A 14,797-nucleotide genomic window follows, 5' to 3' on the forward strand; every position below is an offset into this window, starting at 1 on the left:
GCACCGCCTTTTTTCTCGGAGGAGCGAAGCGGGGGAGAGAAAAAAGGCGGTGCCTCGCGAGCCGGCGACGAAGTCGCCCAACAAGCAGCAACGCCACGGGACACGACTCTGGCGCGTCGGCCCGCTGTCTCCGCGATTCGGGCCTTCCGGTCCGTCGCCCTTGCGGCTCGGGTCTTCCGGTCCGTCGCCCTTGCGGCTCGGGTCTTCCGGTCCGTCGCCCTTGCGGCTCGGGTCTTCCGGTCCGTCGCCCTTGCGACCCACCTCTCCCCACACCGCCCCGACTCAGCCCTCCCCACACAAAATCCGGCCTCGCGAGCCGACACCGCAGCCGTCACAACTAAAATGCCCCAGTGATCGTCGACTGCGCCATTTACACCAACGGCCGCCGGACCGAAGGCCCCGCCGACTTCTCGGATGCCTTGGACGAGGCTCGGCGGGTCGGTGACTCGTTCTTGTGGATCGGGTTGCACGAGCCGACGCCGAGCGAGTTCGATCTGGTGACCAGCGAGTTCGGGCTGCACCCGCTCGCCGTCGAGGACGCGCTGCACGCGCATCAGCGGCCAAAGCTGGAGACATACGACGATTCGATCTTTCTCGTGCTCAAGACCTTGCACTACTACGACGAGACCTCCTCCGTGGAGACCGGGGAACTGATGATGTTCGTCGGCGACTCGTTCGTGGTGACGGTGCGTCATGGGCCGGGTGCGGAGCTGAAGTCGGTCCGTCGCCGAGTCGAGAAGCAGCCCGAACTGCTCAAGCACGGCCCGGGCGCGGTGATGTACGCGGTTGCCGACGCCGTGGTGGACGCGTACCTGGCCATCGCCGGCGAACTCGAGACCGACCTTGAGGAACTGGAGGCGCGGGTCTTCTCGCCCAGCCGCGAGAACGACGCCGAACGCATCTACCTGCTCAAGCGCGAGGTCCTGGAGTGCCGGCGCGCCGCGCTGCCTCTGATCGAGCCGATACGGAAACTGGCCACGGTGGAGGTCGCCTTCGTACCCCCCGAGACCCGGCCGTTCTTCCGGGACGTGGCCGACCATGTGACCAGGGTCACCGAACAGATCGAGTCCTTCGACCGCTTGTTGTCCGACGTACTCGGCGCGCACCTCGCGCAGGTGGGCGTCCGGCAGAACGAGGACATGCGCAAGATCTCCGCATGGGCGGCGATCTTCGCCGTACCGACGATGATCGCCGGCGTGTACGGCATGAACTTCGACCACATGCCGGAACTCGGATCGGTGTGGGGCTACCCGGGCGCGGTCACCCTGATGGTGGCCTCATGCTTCGTACTGCACCGGATGTTCCGCAAGAGCGGATGGCTGTAACAAAGGACTCGCCACAGCCAACGAACCGGCCACAGCCAACAAACCGGCCACACCGGCGCACCCGCCCCGGCCAACGAACACACCACGGCCAACGAACCCGCCACAGCCGGCGCATCCACCGCCATCAACGCACCCGCCTCACCCGCCTCACCCACCGGGCCCCGCCGCGTCGCCTCGCGCTCCCGCCCCGCTCTCCCGCCCCATGCCCATCGCTCGTGTCCTTTGCCGCGTACGGTCGTTGACCTCTGTACCGGCCGTGGCGGGGACGCACTGGACTCCCCCGCCGCGGCCTGATTTCGTTCTGTGATCGATCAAGCGGTGGACCCTGGCGCCGCCCACGCCGGACTCTCGTAGGCTTCTGCTTGTACAGACGCGGCGGAAGCAGGTGGGGATGTTCGGCAAGTCGGGCAGGCAGCGCACATCGGGGACGCGCCCGGCCCAGGTTCCGGGGGCCGGAGCCGCCGGGGCCGACTGGTCCTCGCATACCCAGCTCGAGGACGCGGTGCGGTCCTACCTGCTGCACCCGGACGTGGCGATGGAGGCACTGGGCTCGGTGCTCGGCCGGCGTCCGGTGCGCGGGTTCACCCTCGAACGGGTCGTTGACATCAACGCGAACGGCACCTCGGTATGGCAGGAGGCCGCGGTCTGCGACGACCGGCGGCTCGTGCTCTGGCACAGCGAGGACATGACCGACCCGTCCGCCCCCGGTGGCACGGTGCTGGACTCCTCCGTGCAGGTGATTCCGCTCGGCTCGGTGTCGCACGTCGGGATACGGACCCTGGTGGGCACCGACACCGACGGACGGCGGCAGCTGCGTGGCGCGTTCGTGTTCCTGGCCACGCCGACCCTCCAGGAGATCGCCACCGTGCGCGGCGAGGACGGCGCGTCCACCGGCCGCTTCCGGCAGGAGGCCTACCGGTTCAGCAAGTCGCTGGAGGACGGCGGCCCGGGCCAGATCCGCCGCCTTCTGGAATTCGCCGAGGTGATCGCGGCGCGCGTCCCCGGCCCGCGCTGACGAGTGCGCACGACGCACCGGTAGGCGGCGGGTCCCACATCGCGGAACCCGCCGCCGGGGTACTCGAACCGACCGGCGCTACTCGACCCGGCTCGCGCCATCGACCGGGGGCCGTCCCCGCCGGGGCAGGCGCGGAGCCAGGACACCGAGTCGCCCAAGTCGCCGAAATCACCGACGTCACCAAGTCACCGACTTCACCGAGTCGCCGACGTCACCGAGTCGCCGAAGTCACGCAAGACGTAGAGAGAGTCACGCAAGACGTATAGGTCGCTGAAGTACATAAAGCACCCAAGGTGCCCAAGGCGCCCAAGGCGCCCGAAGCTCCCAAGACCCGTAGGTCGCTCGCCTCAGGACCCCGTGCCCGACAACTCCAACGCCTCCGCCGCGAGCCGCAGCGCCGCGATCCGCTCGTCGAGCGTGTTGCCGTTCGGCGCGATCGTCAGCGTCGTGACACCCGTATCGGCGTACGCCTGCATCCGCTCCGCGATCCGCTCCTTGCCACCGAGCAGGCTGGTCTTGTCGATGAAGTCGTACGGGACGGCCGCGCCGGCGCCCGAGTAGTCCTTGGCCAGGAACTTGTCCTGGATCTCCTTGGCCTCGGCCTCGTAGCCCATCCGGACCGCGAGCCGGTTGTAGAAGTTCTGGTCTCGGCTGCCCATCCCGCCCACGTACAGCGCGGCATAACCGCGTACCTGGTCGGCGGCCTGCCGCGGGTCGTCGCCGACCACGAGCGGAACGGTGGGCACGACGTCGAAGTCGGCCATCGACGCGCCGGCCTTCTCCCGGCCCGCGCGGATGTGCTTGAGCGACTCCTCGGCGTGCTCCGGCGCGTAGAAGACGCCGAGCCAGCCGTCGGCGATCTCGCCGCTGAGTTCGAGGTTCTTCGGGCCCACGGCCGCGATGTACAGCGGGATGTGCTCGCGTACCGGGTGCACGGTGAGCTTGAGCGGCTTGCCCGGGCCGCCGGGCAGCGGCAGCGTCCAGTTGGCGCCCTGGTGGTCGACCCGCTCGCGGCGCATCGCCTTCCGGATCACCTCGACGTACTCGCGGGTGCGCGCGAGCGGTTTGTCGAACTTGACCCCGTACCAGCCCTCGGACACCTGCGGCCCGGACACGCCCAGCCCGAGTCGGAACCGGCCGTTGGAGAGTACATCCAGGGTCGCGGCGGTCATCGCGGTCATGGTGGGCGTCCGGGCCGGGATCTGGAAGATCGCCGAGCCGACATCGATCCGGGTGGTCTGCGCGGCGACCCAGGACAACACCGTGGCCGCGTCCGATCCGTAGGCCTCCGCGGCCCAGCAGACCGCGTAGTCGAGACGGTCGGCCTCCTGGGCCACCGCCAGGTTGTCGGCGTCGTTGCCGGCACCGAAGTAGCCGAGGTTGATACCGAGTCGCATATTCGCGGACCCCCTGTTCGACGTCTGTCCGACGTCTCTCTCACGCCTGGGCGGCGTTCGGTTGCTTTCGTATTGACGTCGCGGTGTTCGTTGCCGCTCGGTTTCGCTTGTTGCTGCTCGTTGTCGACCGTTTCCCGACTGATACCCGGACGGCGTACCGTCCGGCATCGAGCGGGCCCTGGACGCATCCAGCCCTCGCGACACCGGCCGGATCACCATCCCGATCACTCCTGGATCGCCACCGGTCACCGACCGAATCAACGGACGATCACCGCCCGGATCAACGGACGAATCACCGGACGATCCCCGCCCGAATCACCGGACGATCACCGCCCGAATCACCGGACGATCCCCGCCCGAATCACCGGACGATTACCGCCCGGATCACGGCCGAATCACCGGACGATCCGGGCAAGCCGAGCAGCTCGTCTCGGCCGACCATATCGTGTGAGCTACCAGCCGGTAACCTACTCGGCCGGCATACCGCCGAACGGCCCCGCCAACGGCGGCGCGGGGGAGGGAACGGCTAGTCTCCGGTGCCATGGAGCAGCGACATCTCGGCCGCACCGGCCTGCGGGTCTCCCGCATGGGCCTGGGCACCATGACGTGGGGACGAGACACGGACGAGCACGACGCGGCCGACCAGATGAAGGCATATCTGGACGCCGGCGGCAACCTCGTGGACACCGCCGACGTGTACGCGGACGGCGAGGCCGAGTACATGATCGGCCGACTCCTGGACGGGTACATCCCGCGCTCGGAGCTGGTCATCGCCACCAAGGCCGCGAGCGTGCCGTACAGCGAACGCCGCTTCGACGGGTCGCGCGGACACCTGCTCCAAGCCCTCGACCACTCGCTGGCCCGCCTCGGCACCGACCACGTCGACCTGTGGCAACTGCACGCGTACGACCCGTCGACGCCGCTCGAGGAAACCCTGCACGCACTCGACCTCGCGGTCACCAGCGGCCGGGCCCGATACGTCGGCGTCTCCAACTTCTGCGGCTGGCAACTCGCGAAGGCGGCCACCTGGCAGTCCGCCGCCCCGGGCCGGGTGGTCGTGGCCAGCACCCAGATGGAGTACTCCCTGCTCCAACGCGGCATCGAACGCGAGGTCCTGCCGGCCGCTCTCGACTTGGGCGTCGGCCTGCTCCCGTGGTCGCCCCTCGGCCGAGGCGTCCTGACCGGCAAGTACCGCCACGCCATGCCCGCCGACTCCCGAGGCGCCTCCGCCCACATGGGCCCCTTCGTCGCCCCCTACCTCGACGACCACTCCCGCCGCATCGTCGACGCTCTCGCCACCGCCGCCGACGGCCTGGGCGCCGCCCCCATCGAGGTAGCCCTGTCCTGGGTCCGCGACCGCCCCGGCGTCGTCGCCCCGATCGTCGGCGCCCGCAACGCCACCCAACTCCGCGCCTCCCTGGCCGCCGAAGCAGTCGTCCTCCCCACCGAAATCCGCTCCGCCCTCGAAGACGTCTCCCAACCCATGACCGGCTACCCCGACCACACCTGGAGCCAGGCCTAACCCCACCCAAACCACCCCCACCAAACACAGCCGCCATCGACACCGACGCCGGCCCACGAGGCGGCCGGTACGGGGCGAGGCCGGCCTGGGCCGGGTCGGACGGGCACGCCGGCCCGGGGTGGCCTGAGTCCGGGCTGGGGCTGGGTGTGACGGGGCGCGCCGGCGAGAGCGGGGTTCGATCGACGCCGGCCTGCGCGAGGCGGCCGGTACGGGTCCGGGCCGGGCTGTGTCGGACGGCGCACTCCGGCCCGGGGTTCCGGATCCGGGCTGGGCTGGGCCGGGCTGTGTCGGACGGCGCACTCCGGCCCGGGGTTCCGGGTCAGGGCTGGGCTGTGTCGGACGGCGCATGCTGGCGAGAGCCGGGCTCGATCGACGCCGGCCTGCGCGAGGCGACCGGTACGGGTCCCGGCTGGGCTGTGTCGGACGGCGCACGGCGGCCCGGGGTCCCGGATCCGGGCCGGCCTGCGTCGGGCGGCGCATGCCGGCGCGGGGTGGCCCGGTGGTTCGGGGGTTGGGCTGGGTCGGACGGGGCGCGCCGGCGAGAGCGGGGTTCGATCGACGCCGGCCTGCGCGAGGCGGCCGGTATGGGGCGAGGCCGGGCCGGGCTGCGTCGAACGGCGCATGCCGGCTCGGGGTTCCGCGTCTGGGCTGGTTTGGGCTGCGTCGGACGGCGCACGTCAGCACGGGGGTGGCCGGGTGGTTCGGCAACTGGGCTGGGTCGGACGGGGCACGTTCGGCGAGAGCCGGACTTGGAATGGCGGCGGTGGTCGGGGATGGCTGGAGGAGCGGGGTTGAGGTGCGTTTCGGCTTCGCTGAGGCGAGGTGGCGCGGGCGCGGGCGTGTTGATGTGTGTGGTGGCGGGCCATTTGAAACGCGGGTGGCATCAGGCTTGGCTGCTTTCGTCGGCGTCGGCGTCGGCGACGGCGTCGGCGTCGGTATCGGCGTCGGCGTCGGCGACGTCGGGGCGGGGCGCCGGGGCGGAGGGCGGCCCGGTTCGTCGCCCGGGGAGGGCCCGGCGCCAGGGACGAAGGTTCGGCCGTCGGCGGAACGGGGGTCCACCCCGAAGGGCTGCCTCGCCTGGATCGGAGGCCGGGTGCGTCCCGCGCGTGAGGTAGACCGTAGGTACGTTGCTGAGGCGTCGGCGGTCCCGACCATGGTCTTGACCAGTCGAGGTGGCGGCCGAGCGTCCGGTGGATTCGTACGTGTCGGGCCGGGCCTTCGGAGCGGCGGGAGGGTGGGGTGAGGCAGTTTGGGATCATCGATCCCGGTGCGGGCCGGTGATGCCGGCGTGGCCGGTGGTGCTTCGGGGCGTTCGAGCGAACGAGTTTGGGTCGGGTGTGGTTGACGTGAGTACGGGTGGCGTTGGTGGTGCAGGTGGTGTCGGCATGAGCGACGGCGACATGGAAAGCGGCCCGCAGGACGCCGTCGAGTCCAAGGCCGATGAACGAGGCGAGACCGAAGGCCGATCCGGCGGCGAGGGAACGTCCCAGACCGTTGACTCCGCGCTCACGAACCCGGAGGCCGCCTCGGCCCATGCCCCTGATGCCCCCGAGGCTCGTCCGAAGCCTGATCCGGTGGCCCTCCTACGCGATCAACTCGCAAGACTGGCGCGCGGCGAAGCCCCGACAGTCGTCGGCGGCGTCGACCACATCGATACCCCACACGGGGACGGCGCCGAGCGCGCCCGCAGACGTAGCGCGTTGGCCGCCGAAGCCGCCGAAGCGGCAGCCCTCGCCGCCGCCGAAACCGCCGCGCGCGAGGAGAACGCCACCAACGCATCGTCGACCAACGAAGAGAGCACCGCTCTCCACTCCCGCCCGATGCGCGACGTCGAACTGCCACCAACCGCACACACCGAGGCCACCACTCACAACCCTTCACCCACAGCCTCAACCACGGACAACACCCCCACCGCAGTGCCAAATCACGCCGCCGAGAGCACCGCTCTCGCCCCTGAGAGCGCCCCAAATCCACCTGCGGCCCCACCCGCCGACAACGACCAGAGCGCGGCGCGAAACGGAACCACCGAGAGCACCGCTCTCGCTGCCTCGGACGCCGCGAGCGCATCTCTGTCCCCGGCCGCTGTCGACGGTCCGGGTGAGGCGCAGGGTCGCCTCGCCGAGAGCACCGCTCTCACCTCTTCTGATGTCGCGAAGGCAGCGATGGCCGCACCTGTCGGCGATGAATCCGGTGGGACGCAGACCGGAAGAACCGAGAGCACTGCTCTCGCCGCTTCGGATGCCGCAGGCCCACCTTCGCCACCCGCCGCCGGCGACGGACCGGGTGAGGCGCAGGGCCCCCTTGCCGAGAGCACTGCTCTCGCCTCGTCGGAAATTGCTGGTGCAACACCGGCCTCGCTAGCTGGTGGCGAATCTGCCGAAGTGCAAGCCCGCCACCCTGAGAGCACTGCTCTCGACAATTCGGCGGCTGATCGCGGTGAGTCGAAGCCCGATGTTGAGAGCAGTGCTCTCGCCGACCGAAACCGCTCGGTAGTGACATCGAGCCCGGACCCCGAGAGCACCGCTCTCGAAGCTTCATCCGCTTCTGAGGCAATCTCGGAAAACGAGAGCAGTGCTCACGCGGATGCGATCGAAACCGGTTCGGTCCCGAGTCGAGAAGCCGAGAGCACCGCTCTCGCCGTCTCGGGCAGCGAGCGGGACGAATTCGAGCCAAAGATCGAGAGCAGCGCTCTCGACGGTCGAGGCGGTGTTAGCGACGCGCCACAGCCAGACGCAATGCCCGATCCGAAAACGGAGAGCGATGCTCTCGAACAGTCGGGTGCCGGCGGCGCGGTGCCGATGCCGGATAGCGAGAGCGGTGCTCTCGGTGATTCGGGGACCAGCGAGAGCGGAGGAAGGCCGGGGCGGGAGAGCGGTGCTCTGAGTGGAGAGCGGTGGCAACCAGGGAGTGGGGCGGAGGCGCACGCCGGCCCGGCTTCGGGGGGCGGAACTGGTCGGTCGAGTTCGCGTCGCGACAACATTGCCGGCGATGGTGGTTGGGTAGGGCCCGGAATCGGAGGCGCCGCGGAGGTAGTTGCGACCGCGAGATCCGCAGCAGGTGCGGCGAAAACAGCGCCGGCGCCGCCGCCGCTACCCGACCCGGCTCGGCGGCCCTTCGCCGCAGTCGTTGCCGACGTCGCCCGGCTCTTGGCGGCATCAGGGGCGCCCGAGCGGATGGCGCCGCAGGTGGCCACTGCGCTGGGCAGCGAGGCCGCAGAGACGTTGGCGGCCGATCCGTGGGCACTGCTCGCGGTGCCCGGGATCGCCCCTCAGCAGGCCGACCTGTTTGCCCGTGGGGCGCTCGGCGCCGGATGGATCGCCGACGATCCTCGACGGGTGCGCGCGATCGTGTTGTGGCTGCTGCGGCGGGCCGCTCGACAGGGCGATACCGCGATCGAGGCCGATGCCGCCCGGGCGGCGCTCGCGCACTTCGAGGTCGGCGACCCCGATACCGCGCTGCGGGCCATACTCGCCGAGGGCCGTGTGATGGCTTTCGCCGCAGCGCCGGCGGGGCTTGCGGACGCTGACGGCGACTTCGACGAAATCAGTGAACCCGCCGACGACTTCGATGCCGATTTCGATGAAGGCTTCGAAGAACCCGACGAACTCGCCGCCGTGGGCGGCGTTTTGCTCGCCCTGGACGATTACGCCCTCGCCGAGGAGGCTATTGCCGAAGCGGTCGTCCGGCTGATGTCCACGGTCGAACCGTGGCCGGAGACCGGCGACACCAAGCTCGATCGCGCGCTGGGTACGAACGGCGTCCTTCTGTACGCCGCGGGCCCCGGCGAGGAACCGCCGGCTGCGGTTCTGACCGTCGCCGCGAACGCTCGGAACGCCGGATTGCGGGTAGCCGTTGTCGCACCGACCATCGACGGCCGGGACCGACTCGGCGCGGGTGCGGTCGGACTCCGGGAACTGGCCGCGATGGAGCGCGGCCCGGACGGCACCCTCGAACTCGACCTCCTCGTCGTCACCGACGCGACGCTGCTCGACGTCACCGCCGCCGCCGCGATCTTCGAGGCCGTACCCGACGGTGCCAGGATCCTGTTGGCCGGCGACCCGGCCGGCCTCGAATCGACGGGTCCGGGACGGGTGTTCACCGACCTTGCGGCCACCGGTGCGATCCGCGCCCTGGTTGCTCCGACGGTTCCCGACGATCCGCCGGCGGCGCTCGCCGACGGCATTCGGGACGGCCGGCTGCCTCCGATCCAGGATCCCGAACGCCGCGTCGTTCTGATCCCCGCCCACAGCGGCGAGGAGGCAGCCCATCGGTGCGCGCAGCTGGTCGCCGACTCGATTCCGCGGGCGATCGGGATCGCGGCCCGGGATGTACTCGTGGTCGCTCCCCTTGCGACCGGTCCCGCCGGCGCGACGGCGCTGAACGCCGCGCTCAAGGTCAGGCTCAACCCCGGTCGGGAAACCGGCCCTGGGGCGGGGAGTTCCGCTGTGTCCGGCGACGGCGTGACCGGTGCGATCGACGTCGGGGACTGCGTGATTCGGGCCATGCCCGACGCAAGTGGCGGTGTGGTTCAGGGAATTGTCCGCGAGGCGCTTCCCGACGGCCGGGTGGTGGTGGCCTTCGGCACGGCCGCTCCGGAGGCCGTTCGGCGAGCCGAGCTGCGTCACGGCTGGGCCTTGACGGCCCGTCAATCCCTTGGCATCCGCCGCCCGGCGGCAGTCGTCGTACTCCCCGCCGAAGGTGCCGACGCCTACACCCGGGCCCTCATGTACACGCTTGTCACCCGAGGCGAACGCCACGTCTCGATCGTGCACGCGGCCGGCCCCGCACTCGCTGCCGCGGTCGCCGCCGACCCGACCCGTCTGCGCACCACCCACCTCCAGCAGGCATTGCGCGAGGCGGCGGGCTGAGCACACATCCGTGAACCCGCGTCCGGGCCGTGCGGGACGGCGGCTCGGACGCGGGGCCGGGTTGACGGGCGGACCGGCCGGTGCGAGAAGGCGCCGGGGCGGATGCGGGAAGGGGTCGGAAAAGATGCGGGCAGGGGCCGGGTGGGGAAGAAGTCGGTTCAGTCGGTGAGGCGTTCGCCCGTGGACTTCGAGAACTTGTGGATCTCGTCGGCGCGAGGGGTGAGGTGCAGGGTCTCGCCCTTTTGGGGAACATTGGCGCCGGCGACACGGACGACCAGTGTGGTGGGCGTGCCGCCGACCTGGGCGGTGCCGTATACGTAGGCGTCGGAGCCGAGTTCCTCGACGACGTCGACCGTGATGGCCAAGCCGCGCGCATCCGTGCCCGAGGTGACCTCGAGGTGTTCGGGACGGATGCCGACCGTGATTCGCTCGGCGTTCTCGGCTCGGGTGGTGGCCTGCGCTTCGCGGGTGAGCGGGACCAGGACGTCGCCGAAACGGATGCCGCCCTCGGTCAGTTCGGTGTCGATCAGGTTCATCGATGGTGAGCCGATGAAGCCGGCGACGAATACGTTGATCGGGCGCTCGTACATCTGGCGTGGTGTCGCGACCTGCTGGAGGATGCCGTCCTTCAGTACGGCGACGCGGTCGCCCATGGTCATCGCCTCGACCTGATCGTGCGTCACGTAAACCGTCGTGGTACCCAACCGCCTTTGTAGACCCGCGATTTGGATGCGGGTCTGGACGCGGAGCTTGGCGTCGAGGTTGGACAGGGGTTCATCCATCAGGAATACGCGGGGCTCGCGTACGATCGCGCGGCCCATCGCGACGCGTTGCCGCTGGCCGCCGGAGAGGGCCTTCGGCTTGCGATCGAGGTACTCGGTGAGGTCGAGGATCTTCGCGGCCTCGGCGACCCGCCGGGCGATCTCGTCCTTGGATTGATGTGCGATCTTGAGCGCGAAGGCCATGTTCTCGGCCACCGTCATGTGCGGGTAGAGCGCGTAATTCTGGAACACCATCGCGATGTCGCGCTCTTTGGGTTCGAGGTTCGTGACGTCCCGGTCGCCGATTCGGATCGCGCCGGAGTTCACGTCCTCCAGGCCCGCGAGCATGCGGAGAGCGGTGCTCTTGCCGGAGCCGGACGGGCCGACCAGGACCAGGAATTCCCCGTCGCCGATTTCGAGCGAGAGGTTGTCGACGGCGGGCCTGTCGCCCTTGGTGTACCGACGGGTGGCGCGGTCGAACGTGACGGTGGCCATGTGGTCGTGTCCCCTCACCCGGCAGGAACGTGCCGGACGGTCCGAGGTAGTGGGGGATTCAGCGTGCCCGGCGCGGGGCGACCCGGAACGGCGCTGGATCGAGGCGCGCGGGAGGAGCCGCCCGCGCGGGTGACGGTAGTGCGCCAAGTGGCGGTACGGCACGGCGGTGTAGCAAGGCGCTGTGGGCGCAGGGGCGGACGAGGCAGGTGTCACCCGGCTGTGCGCGCCGGTGGCCCTGACGTCGAACCGGCGTGGGTGGGGCGATGGGTAGGGTTATGCGTCGGTTGGCGGGCCCACCATGGGCCCCGGCCGGCCGACGGCCTTGTCCGACGACGGCTCAGCTTCCCGCTGCCGGACGTGACGGCCGGGCGTGCGGGCGGGCGGGGCGTGCGACGGAGGGCCGGGGGACGGACGGTCGCCCGCGCGTCGAACATCCCTGTCCCGCAGTTGCCTTCGTGTGTCGATGGATGGCTACGTGATACCGCGTGCACGTCAGCCCTGCGTCGAGCGGTGGCGTGTGTGACGGCTCGACGGGCGGGCGTACGGCCGCCCGCGCATGGGTAGCCGGTTGTCGCCGCTCGGCCGGGTGTGGACGTGCTTTGTTTGGACTGAACTCTCCTGCGCGGGCGCGCGGGCGTTGCTGCCGGTGCGGGGTCGGGCGGGCGGATCCGGTGTGCTGAAGGGGGTGCGTCGGTGCTCCATCAGGTGAGGAGGTGCCGTCCACGGTGGCGATATGCCGGACACCGAATGGCGGTTCGCTTGTGTCGATCGCGGCGACACCGCTGCGTGCCACCTCGCGGCCTCCTCCGTTGACCGCCGGCCGCCCGCCGGGCCGGCGCCCCTCGCGTGCCGATATCTGCCGCCGCCCGCAGCGGCGAAGCGTGGCGTCCACTCGCCGTTGGACGTTCGTCGAGTCCGGCTCATCGGCTGCCCTCCCGTCGTGGACCTCTTGGGCGATAAGAGCACCCATCGGCACCGGGCCTGTCCTGACGATCGAGCTGGACGGACGTCCTTACGGTGGGTGCGACTTACGACCAGCGCGCTCGCCGAATGGCCACCTCCGCGCGCCGGCACGGCGATGGATGGCCAAGTCGTACGGGGGTACCTTGCCGGGCTGAGGAGCCGTCACCCGCTTGAGCCGCGGGCGTTGCGCTACCCGGCGCGAAACGATGCGTCGCCGCCGGGCGCCCGGCCGTCCGACCCCGGGGTCACCGGCCGCGGGCCGCTTGCCCTCCGTCGGCGCCAAGCCGCGAGGCCGATGACACCCGAACTCGCGCCTCCGTACCATCCGGTCGTTCCTGCCGGCGTCGGCTCGGAGGGGATGGTTGCGTGTGGCGCGGTGGTGTGCCGTGGGCGGACTTTCGTCGGAGCGGTCCGAACGCCGCCGCCCCACTGCCGTCTTCACCCAACGGCGCGCACGGACCGGGCCCGCCGGCAAGATGCCCCTCCGTACGCGGTCAGTTCGCCGAGCGATGTCTGGCCTGACCTCGAATGGACGTGCGGAAGCCGAGCCGGGCCGGTCGTGATGTTGGCCCATCCCAGTCGATGCGCGTTTCCGGTGTCGGGTGGTCTCGCCTGCCGGGCGTCGAGTGCTCGTGGGTGGGTCAGTTGGTTTCGAGGACCTCGACGAGGGCGCCGACGTGGAGGATGGCCTTGGTGTTCGGGGAGAGTTCGGGGATCAGGTTCTGGCCGAAAATGAGCTTGTTGCCGAATCGACGGTGTTTCCCGAGGGACTTGAGCGGCTCTGGGCCACGGGCGCCGGTGTGTTGGTCGGTCGTGGTGATCACGCAACGCGAACACGGCTTGACCACACGGAAGATGACGTCGCCGATTCGGACTCGGCGCCAGTTGTCCTCGGCCCAGCCTTCGGGTCCGTCGATGACGACGTTGGGGCGGAAGCGGTTCATCGGCAGCTGCGAGTCCATGACGGTGTTCAGTGCTTCGAGTGAACCCTTCGTGGTCAGCAGCAGCGGAAATCCGTCCGCGAAACTCACCCGATCGGATGCATCCGCGAAGCGCTGATCGGGCGTTCGTCGGGTCGGGTCGTCGAGATGGACCAGTCGGACGTCGATGCCCAGCAGCTTTCCGAACCACGTGTGCGCGTCGTCCGGACCGACAGCGGCCTCGAGTTCGTCGTTCCAGACGGTCACCGGGACGAGCCGGACCTCGGCAGTCGGCTCGATCCACAGTTCGTCCATCGAGGGCGCGCTTACGGCGAGTCGCCCGTCCGCCTCCTGACGTACCGTCACGGTCGCGAGCAGTGGCTGCTTGCGCTGGCTGACGAACCGTCCGGTCTCGTCCACGAGCATCCAACGCCGGTCGTCGGCAAGACCCCAGGGTTCGACCACGGCCTCGGAGAGGTCGATACCGCGTGCGGACTTGATCGGATACACGTGCAAGGAGGCGAGGTGGTGCATGCGTTCACTTTTTCACGCCGGTCCGGGGGAGGCCGGCGGGGGATCGGTGCGACGCCGCCCTGTTCGGGAGGTGCCACACGACGTGCGGTGGAGCGACTCGATGCTCGACGCGATTCCCGACTCGTGCACGTGGCGACGGGTCGGATCCGCGCGAGTCGTCGAGTACGTACGGCTCGGGTACTCGACCGGCAGTGTCCTACGGCCGGTGCGCGAATCAGTAGCGAGGCGGGAACTGGCCCGGCTCACCCATGTTCGGCACGCGCGGCGTCGGGACCTGGGGCGGCTGCACGTACTGCGCGGCGTACTGCCCGGCGCCGGGCTGCGGCGCCTGGTGCACGGCCTGCTGAGGTGCCTGCGGCGCAGCCGGGGCCATCGACGCGTAGCCCGACAGGTGCGCGTTGTTGTACTGACCGCCGCCGTACTGCGGGGAACCGCCGCCGTATTGCGCCGGCACCGGCAGCGGGGCGGGCAGCGAGGGCATCGGGGCCGGCGTGTTGTAGCCGTAGCCCGGGGCCGACGCGCCGTAGGCCGGAGCGGGCGACGAGTACGAGGACGGGAGGGCCGGGAGGGCGGGGAGCGCCGGTCGTTCGCCGAAGAGCGGGTGCATGGCGAAGTCCGGCATGGGGAGGTTGAAGGGGCCGATCTCCGGCCGGCCCCGTTCGGCCACCAGCCGGTCGTAGATCGGGGTCTCCGAATACGGCGAGTAGATGCCACCGTCATAGGCGCGAGCCGAGGTCATGGCCGATAAGGTACGCGATTCGCGGCGCTTGCGAACCCCCTGGGTCGTGACGAATTTCAGCGGGTCGCGTCTGGACTTCGTCAAGCCTTGCCAATGGCCTCGGCCGGGGCGGTTCCGTAGCCTGCGCAGGGCATGTGATAGGGCGTCACATTTGGGTCGAATCAGCCGTGTAGGGCGTCTGGCCTTTCACCAAGCGGCCGGCGCATGATGCGGTACGAGCGGGCTTCGTCACGCGCAGTCGCGATCGGCTGCCGGTGG

At 70.2% G+C, this 14,797-nt stretch carries 8 protein-coding genes; 4 read left to right on the top strand and 4 right to left on the bottom strand.

Translation table 11 applies throughout. The annotated features are described in order from the left end of the window. Window positions 1-350: 350 nt before the first annotated feature. Both corA and ACZ4FV_RS42590 read left to right on the top strand, forming a co-directional pair. The gene (gene corA, locus ACZ4FV_RS42585) at window positions 351-1,325 is read left to right on the top strand and encodes a magnesium/cobalt transporter CorA (RefSeq protein ID WP_395863498.1); all 975 of its coding nucleotides are present in this window, start codon (window positions 351-353) and stop codon (window positions 1,323-1,325) included. Window positions 1,326-1,716: 391 nt separating this feature from the next. Continuing rightward, window positions 1,717-2,340, top strand: coding sequence for a hypothetical protein (locus tag ACZ4FV_RS42590; protein ID WP_395863500.1), 624 nt, complete (start codon window positions 1,717-1,719; stop codon window positions 2,338-2,340). Window positions 2,341-2,687: 347 nt separating this feature from the next. Here ACZ4FV_RS42590 and ACZ4FV_RS42595 read toward each other — a convergent pair whose 3' ends face one another. Next, a complete protein-coding gene (locus ACZ4FV_RS42595; RefSeq protein WP_402233287.1) occupies window positions 2,688-3,737 on the bottom strand; it encodes an LLM class F420-dependent oxidoreductase in 1,050 nt (349 codons plus the stop codon). A 541-nt stretch (window positions 3,738-4,278) separates the two neighbouring features. Between ACZ4FV_RS42595 and ACZ4FV_RS42600 the strand changes: the two genes are divergently transcribed. Beyond that, on the top strand, window positions 4,279-5,259 hold the full coding sequence (locus ACZ4FV_RS42600) for an aldo/keto reductase (protein WP_395863504.1): 981 nt from the start codon (window positions 4,279-4,281) through the stop codon (window positions 5,257-5,259). Window positions 5,260-6,644: 1,385 nt separating this feature from the next. Beyond that, window positions 6,645-10,127, top strand: coding sequence for a helix-hairpin-helix domain-containing protein (locus ACZ4FV_RS42605; RefSeq protein ID WP_402233285.1), 3,483 nt, complete (start codon window positions 6,645-6,647; stop codon window positions 10,125-10,127). Window positions 10,128-10,285: 158 nt separating this feature from the next. Here ACZ4FV_RS42605 and ACZ4FV_RS42610 read toward each other — a convergent pair whose 3' ends face one another. From ACZ4FV_RS42610 to ACZ4FV_RS42620, 3 genes are all read right to left on the bottom strand, one after another. Continuing rightward, the gene (locus tag ACZ4FV_RS42610) at window positions 10,286-11,383 is read right to left on the bottom strand and encodes an ABC transporter ATP-binding protein (RefSeq protein ID WP_395863508.1); all 1,098 of its coding nucleotides are present in this window, start codon (window positions 11,381-11,383) and stop codon (window positions 10,286-10,288) included. Window positions 11,384-12,987: 1,604 nt separating this feature from the next. Continuing rightward, window positions 12,988-13,800, bottom strand: coding sequence for an MOSC domain-containing protein (locus ACZ4FV_RS42615; RefSeq protein WP_402233281.1), 813 nt, complete (start codon window positions 13,798-13,800; stop codon window positions 12,988-12,990). Window positions 13,801-14,014: 214 nt separating this feature from the next. Then, window positions 14,015-14,539: a DUF6643 family protein gene (locus ACZ4FV_RS42620; protein ID WP_395863511.1), complete on the bottom strand. Its 525-nt coding sequence runs from the start codon at window positions 14,537-14,539 to the stop codon at window positions 14,015-14,017. Window positions 14,540-14,797: the final 258 nt, after the last annotated feature.

Source organism: Embleya sp. NPDC025285 (genome assembly GCF_055558835.1).

What these genes read in the sequence shown, in the direction of transcription:
- ACZ4FV_RS42590 (WP_395863500.1), top strand. Translation starts at nt 1,717, where the DNA reads ATGTTCGGCAAGTCGGGCAGGCAGCGCACATCGGGGACGCGCCCGGCC.
- ACZ4FV_RS42595 (WP_402233287.1), bottom strand. Translation starts at nt 3,737, where the DNA reads ATGCGACTCGGTATCAACCTCGGCTACTTCGGTGCCGGCAACGACGCC.
- ACZ4FV_RS42600 (WP_395863504.1), top strand. Translation starts at nt 4,279, where the DNA reads ATGGAGCAGCGACATCTCGGCCGCACCGGCCTGCGGGTCTCCCGCATG.
- ACZ4FV_RS42605 (WP_402233285.1), top strand. Translation starts at nt 6,645, where the DNA reads ATGAGCGACGGCGACATGGAAAGCGGCCCGCAGGACGCCGTCGAGTCC.
- ACZ4FV_RS42610 (WP_395863508.1), bottom strand. Translation starts at nt 11,383, where the DNA reads ATGGCCACCGTCACGTTCGACCGCGCCACCCGTCGGTACACCAAGGGC.
- ACZ4FV_RS42615 (WP_402233281.1), bottom strand. Translation starts at nt 13,800, where the DNA reads ATGCACCACCTCGCCTCCTTGCACGTGTATCCGATCAAGTCCGCACGC.
- ACZ4FV_RS42620 (WP_395863511.1), bottom strand. Translation starts at nt 14,539, where the DNA reads ATGACCTCGGCTCGCGCCTATGACGGTGGCATCTACTCGCCGTATTCG.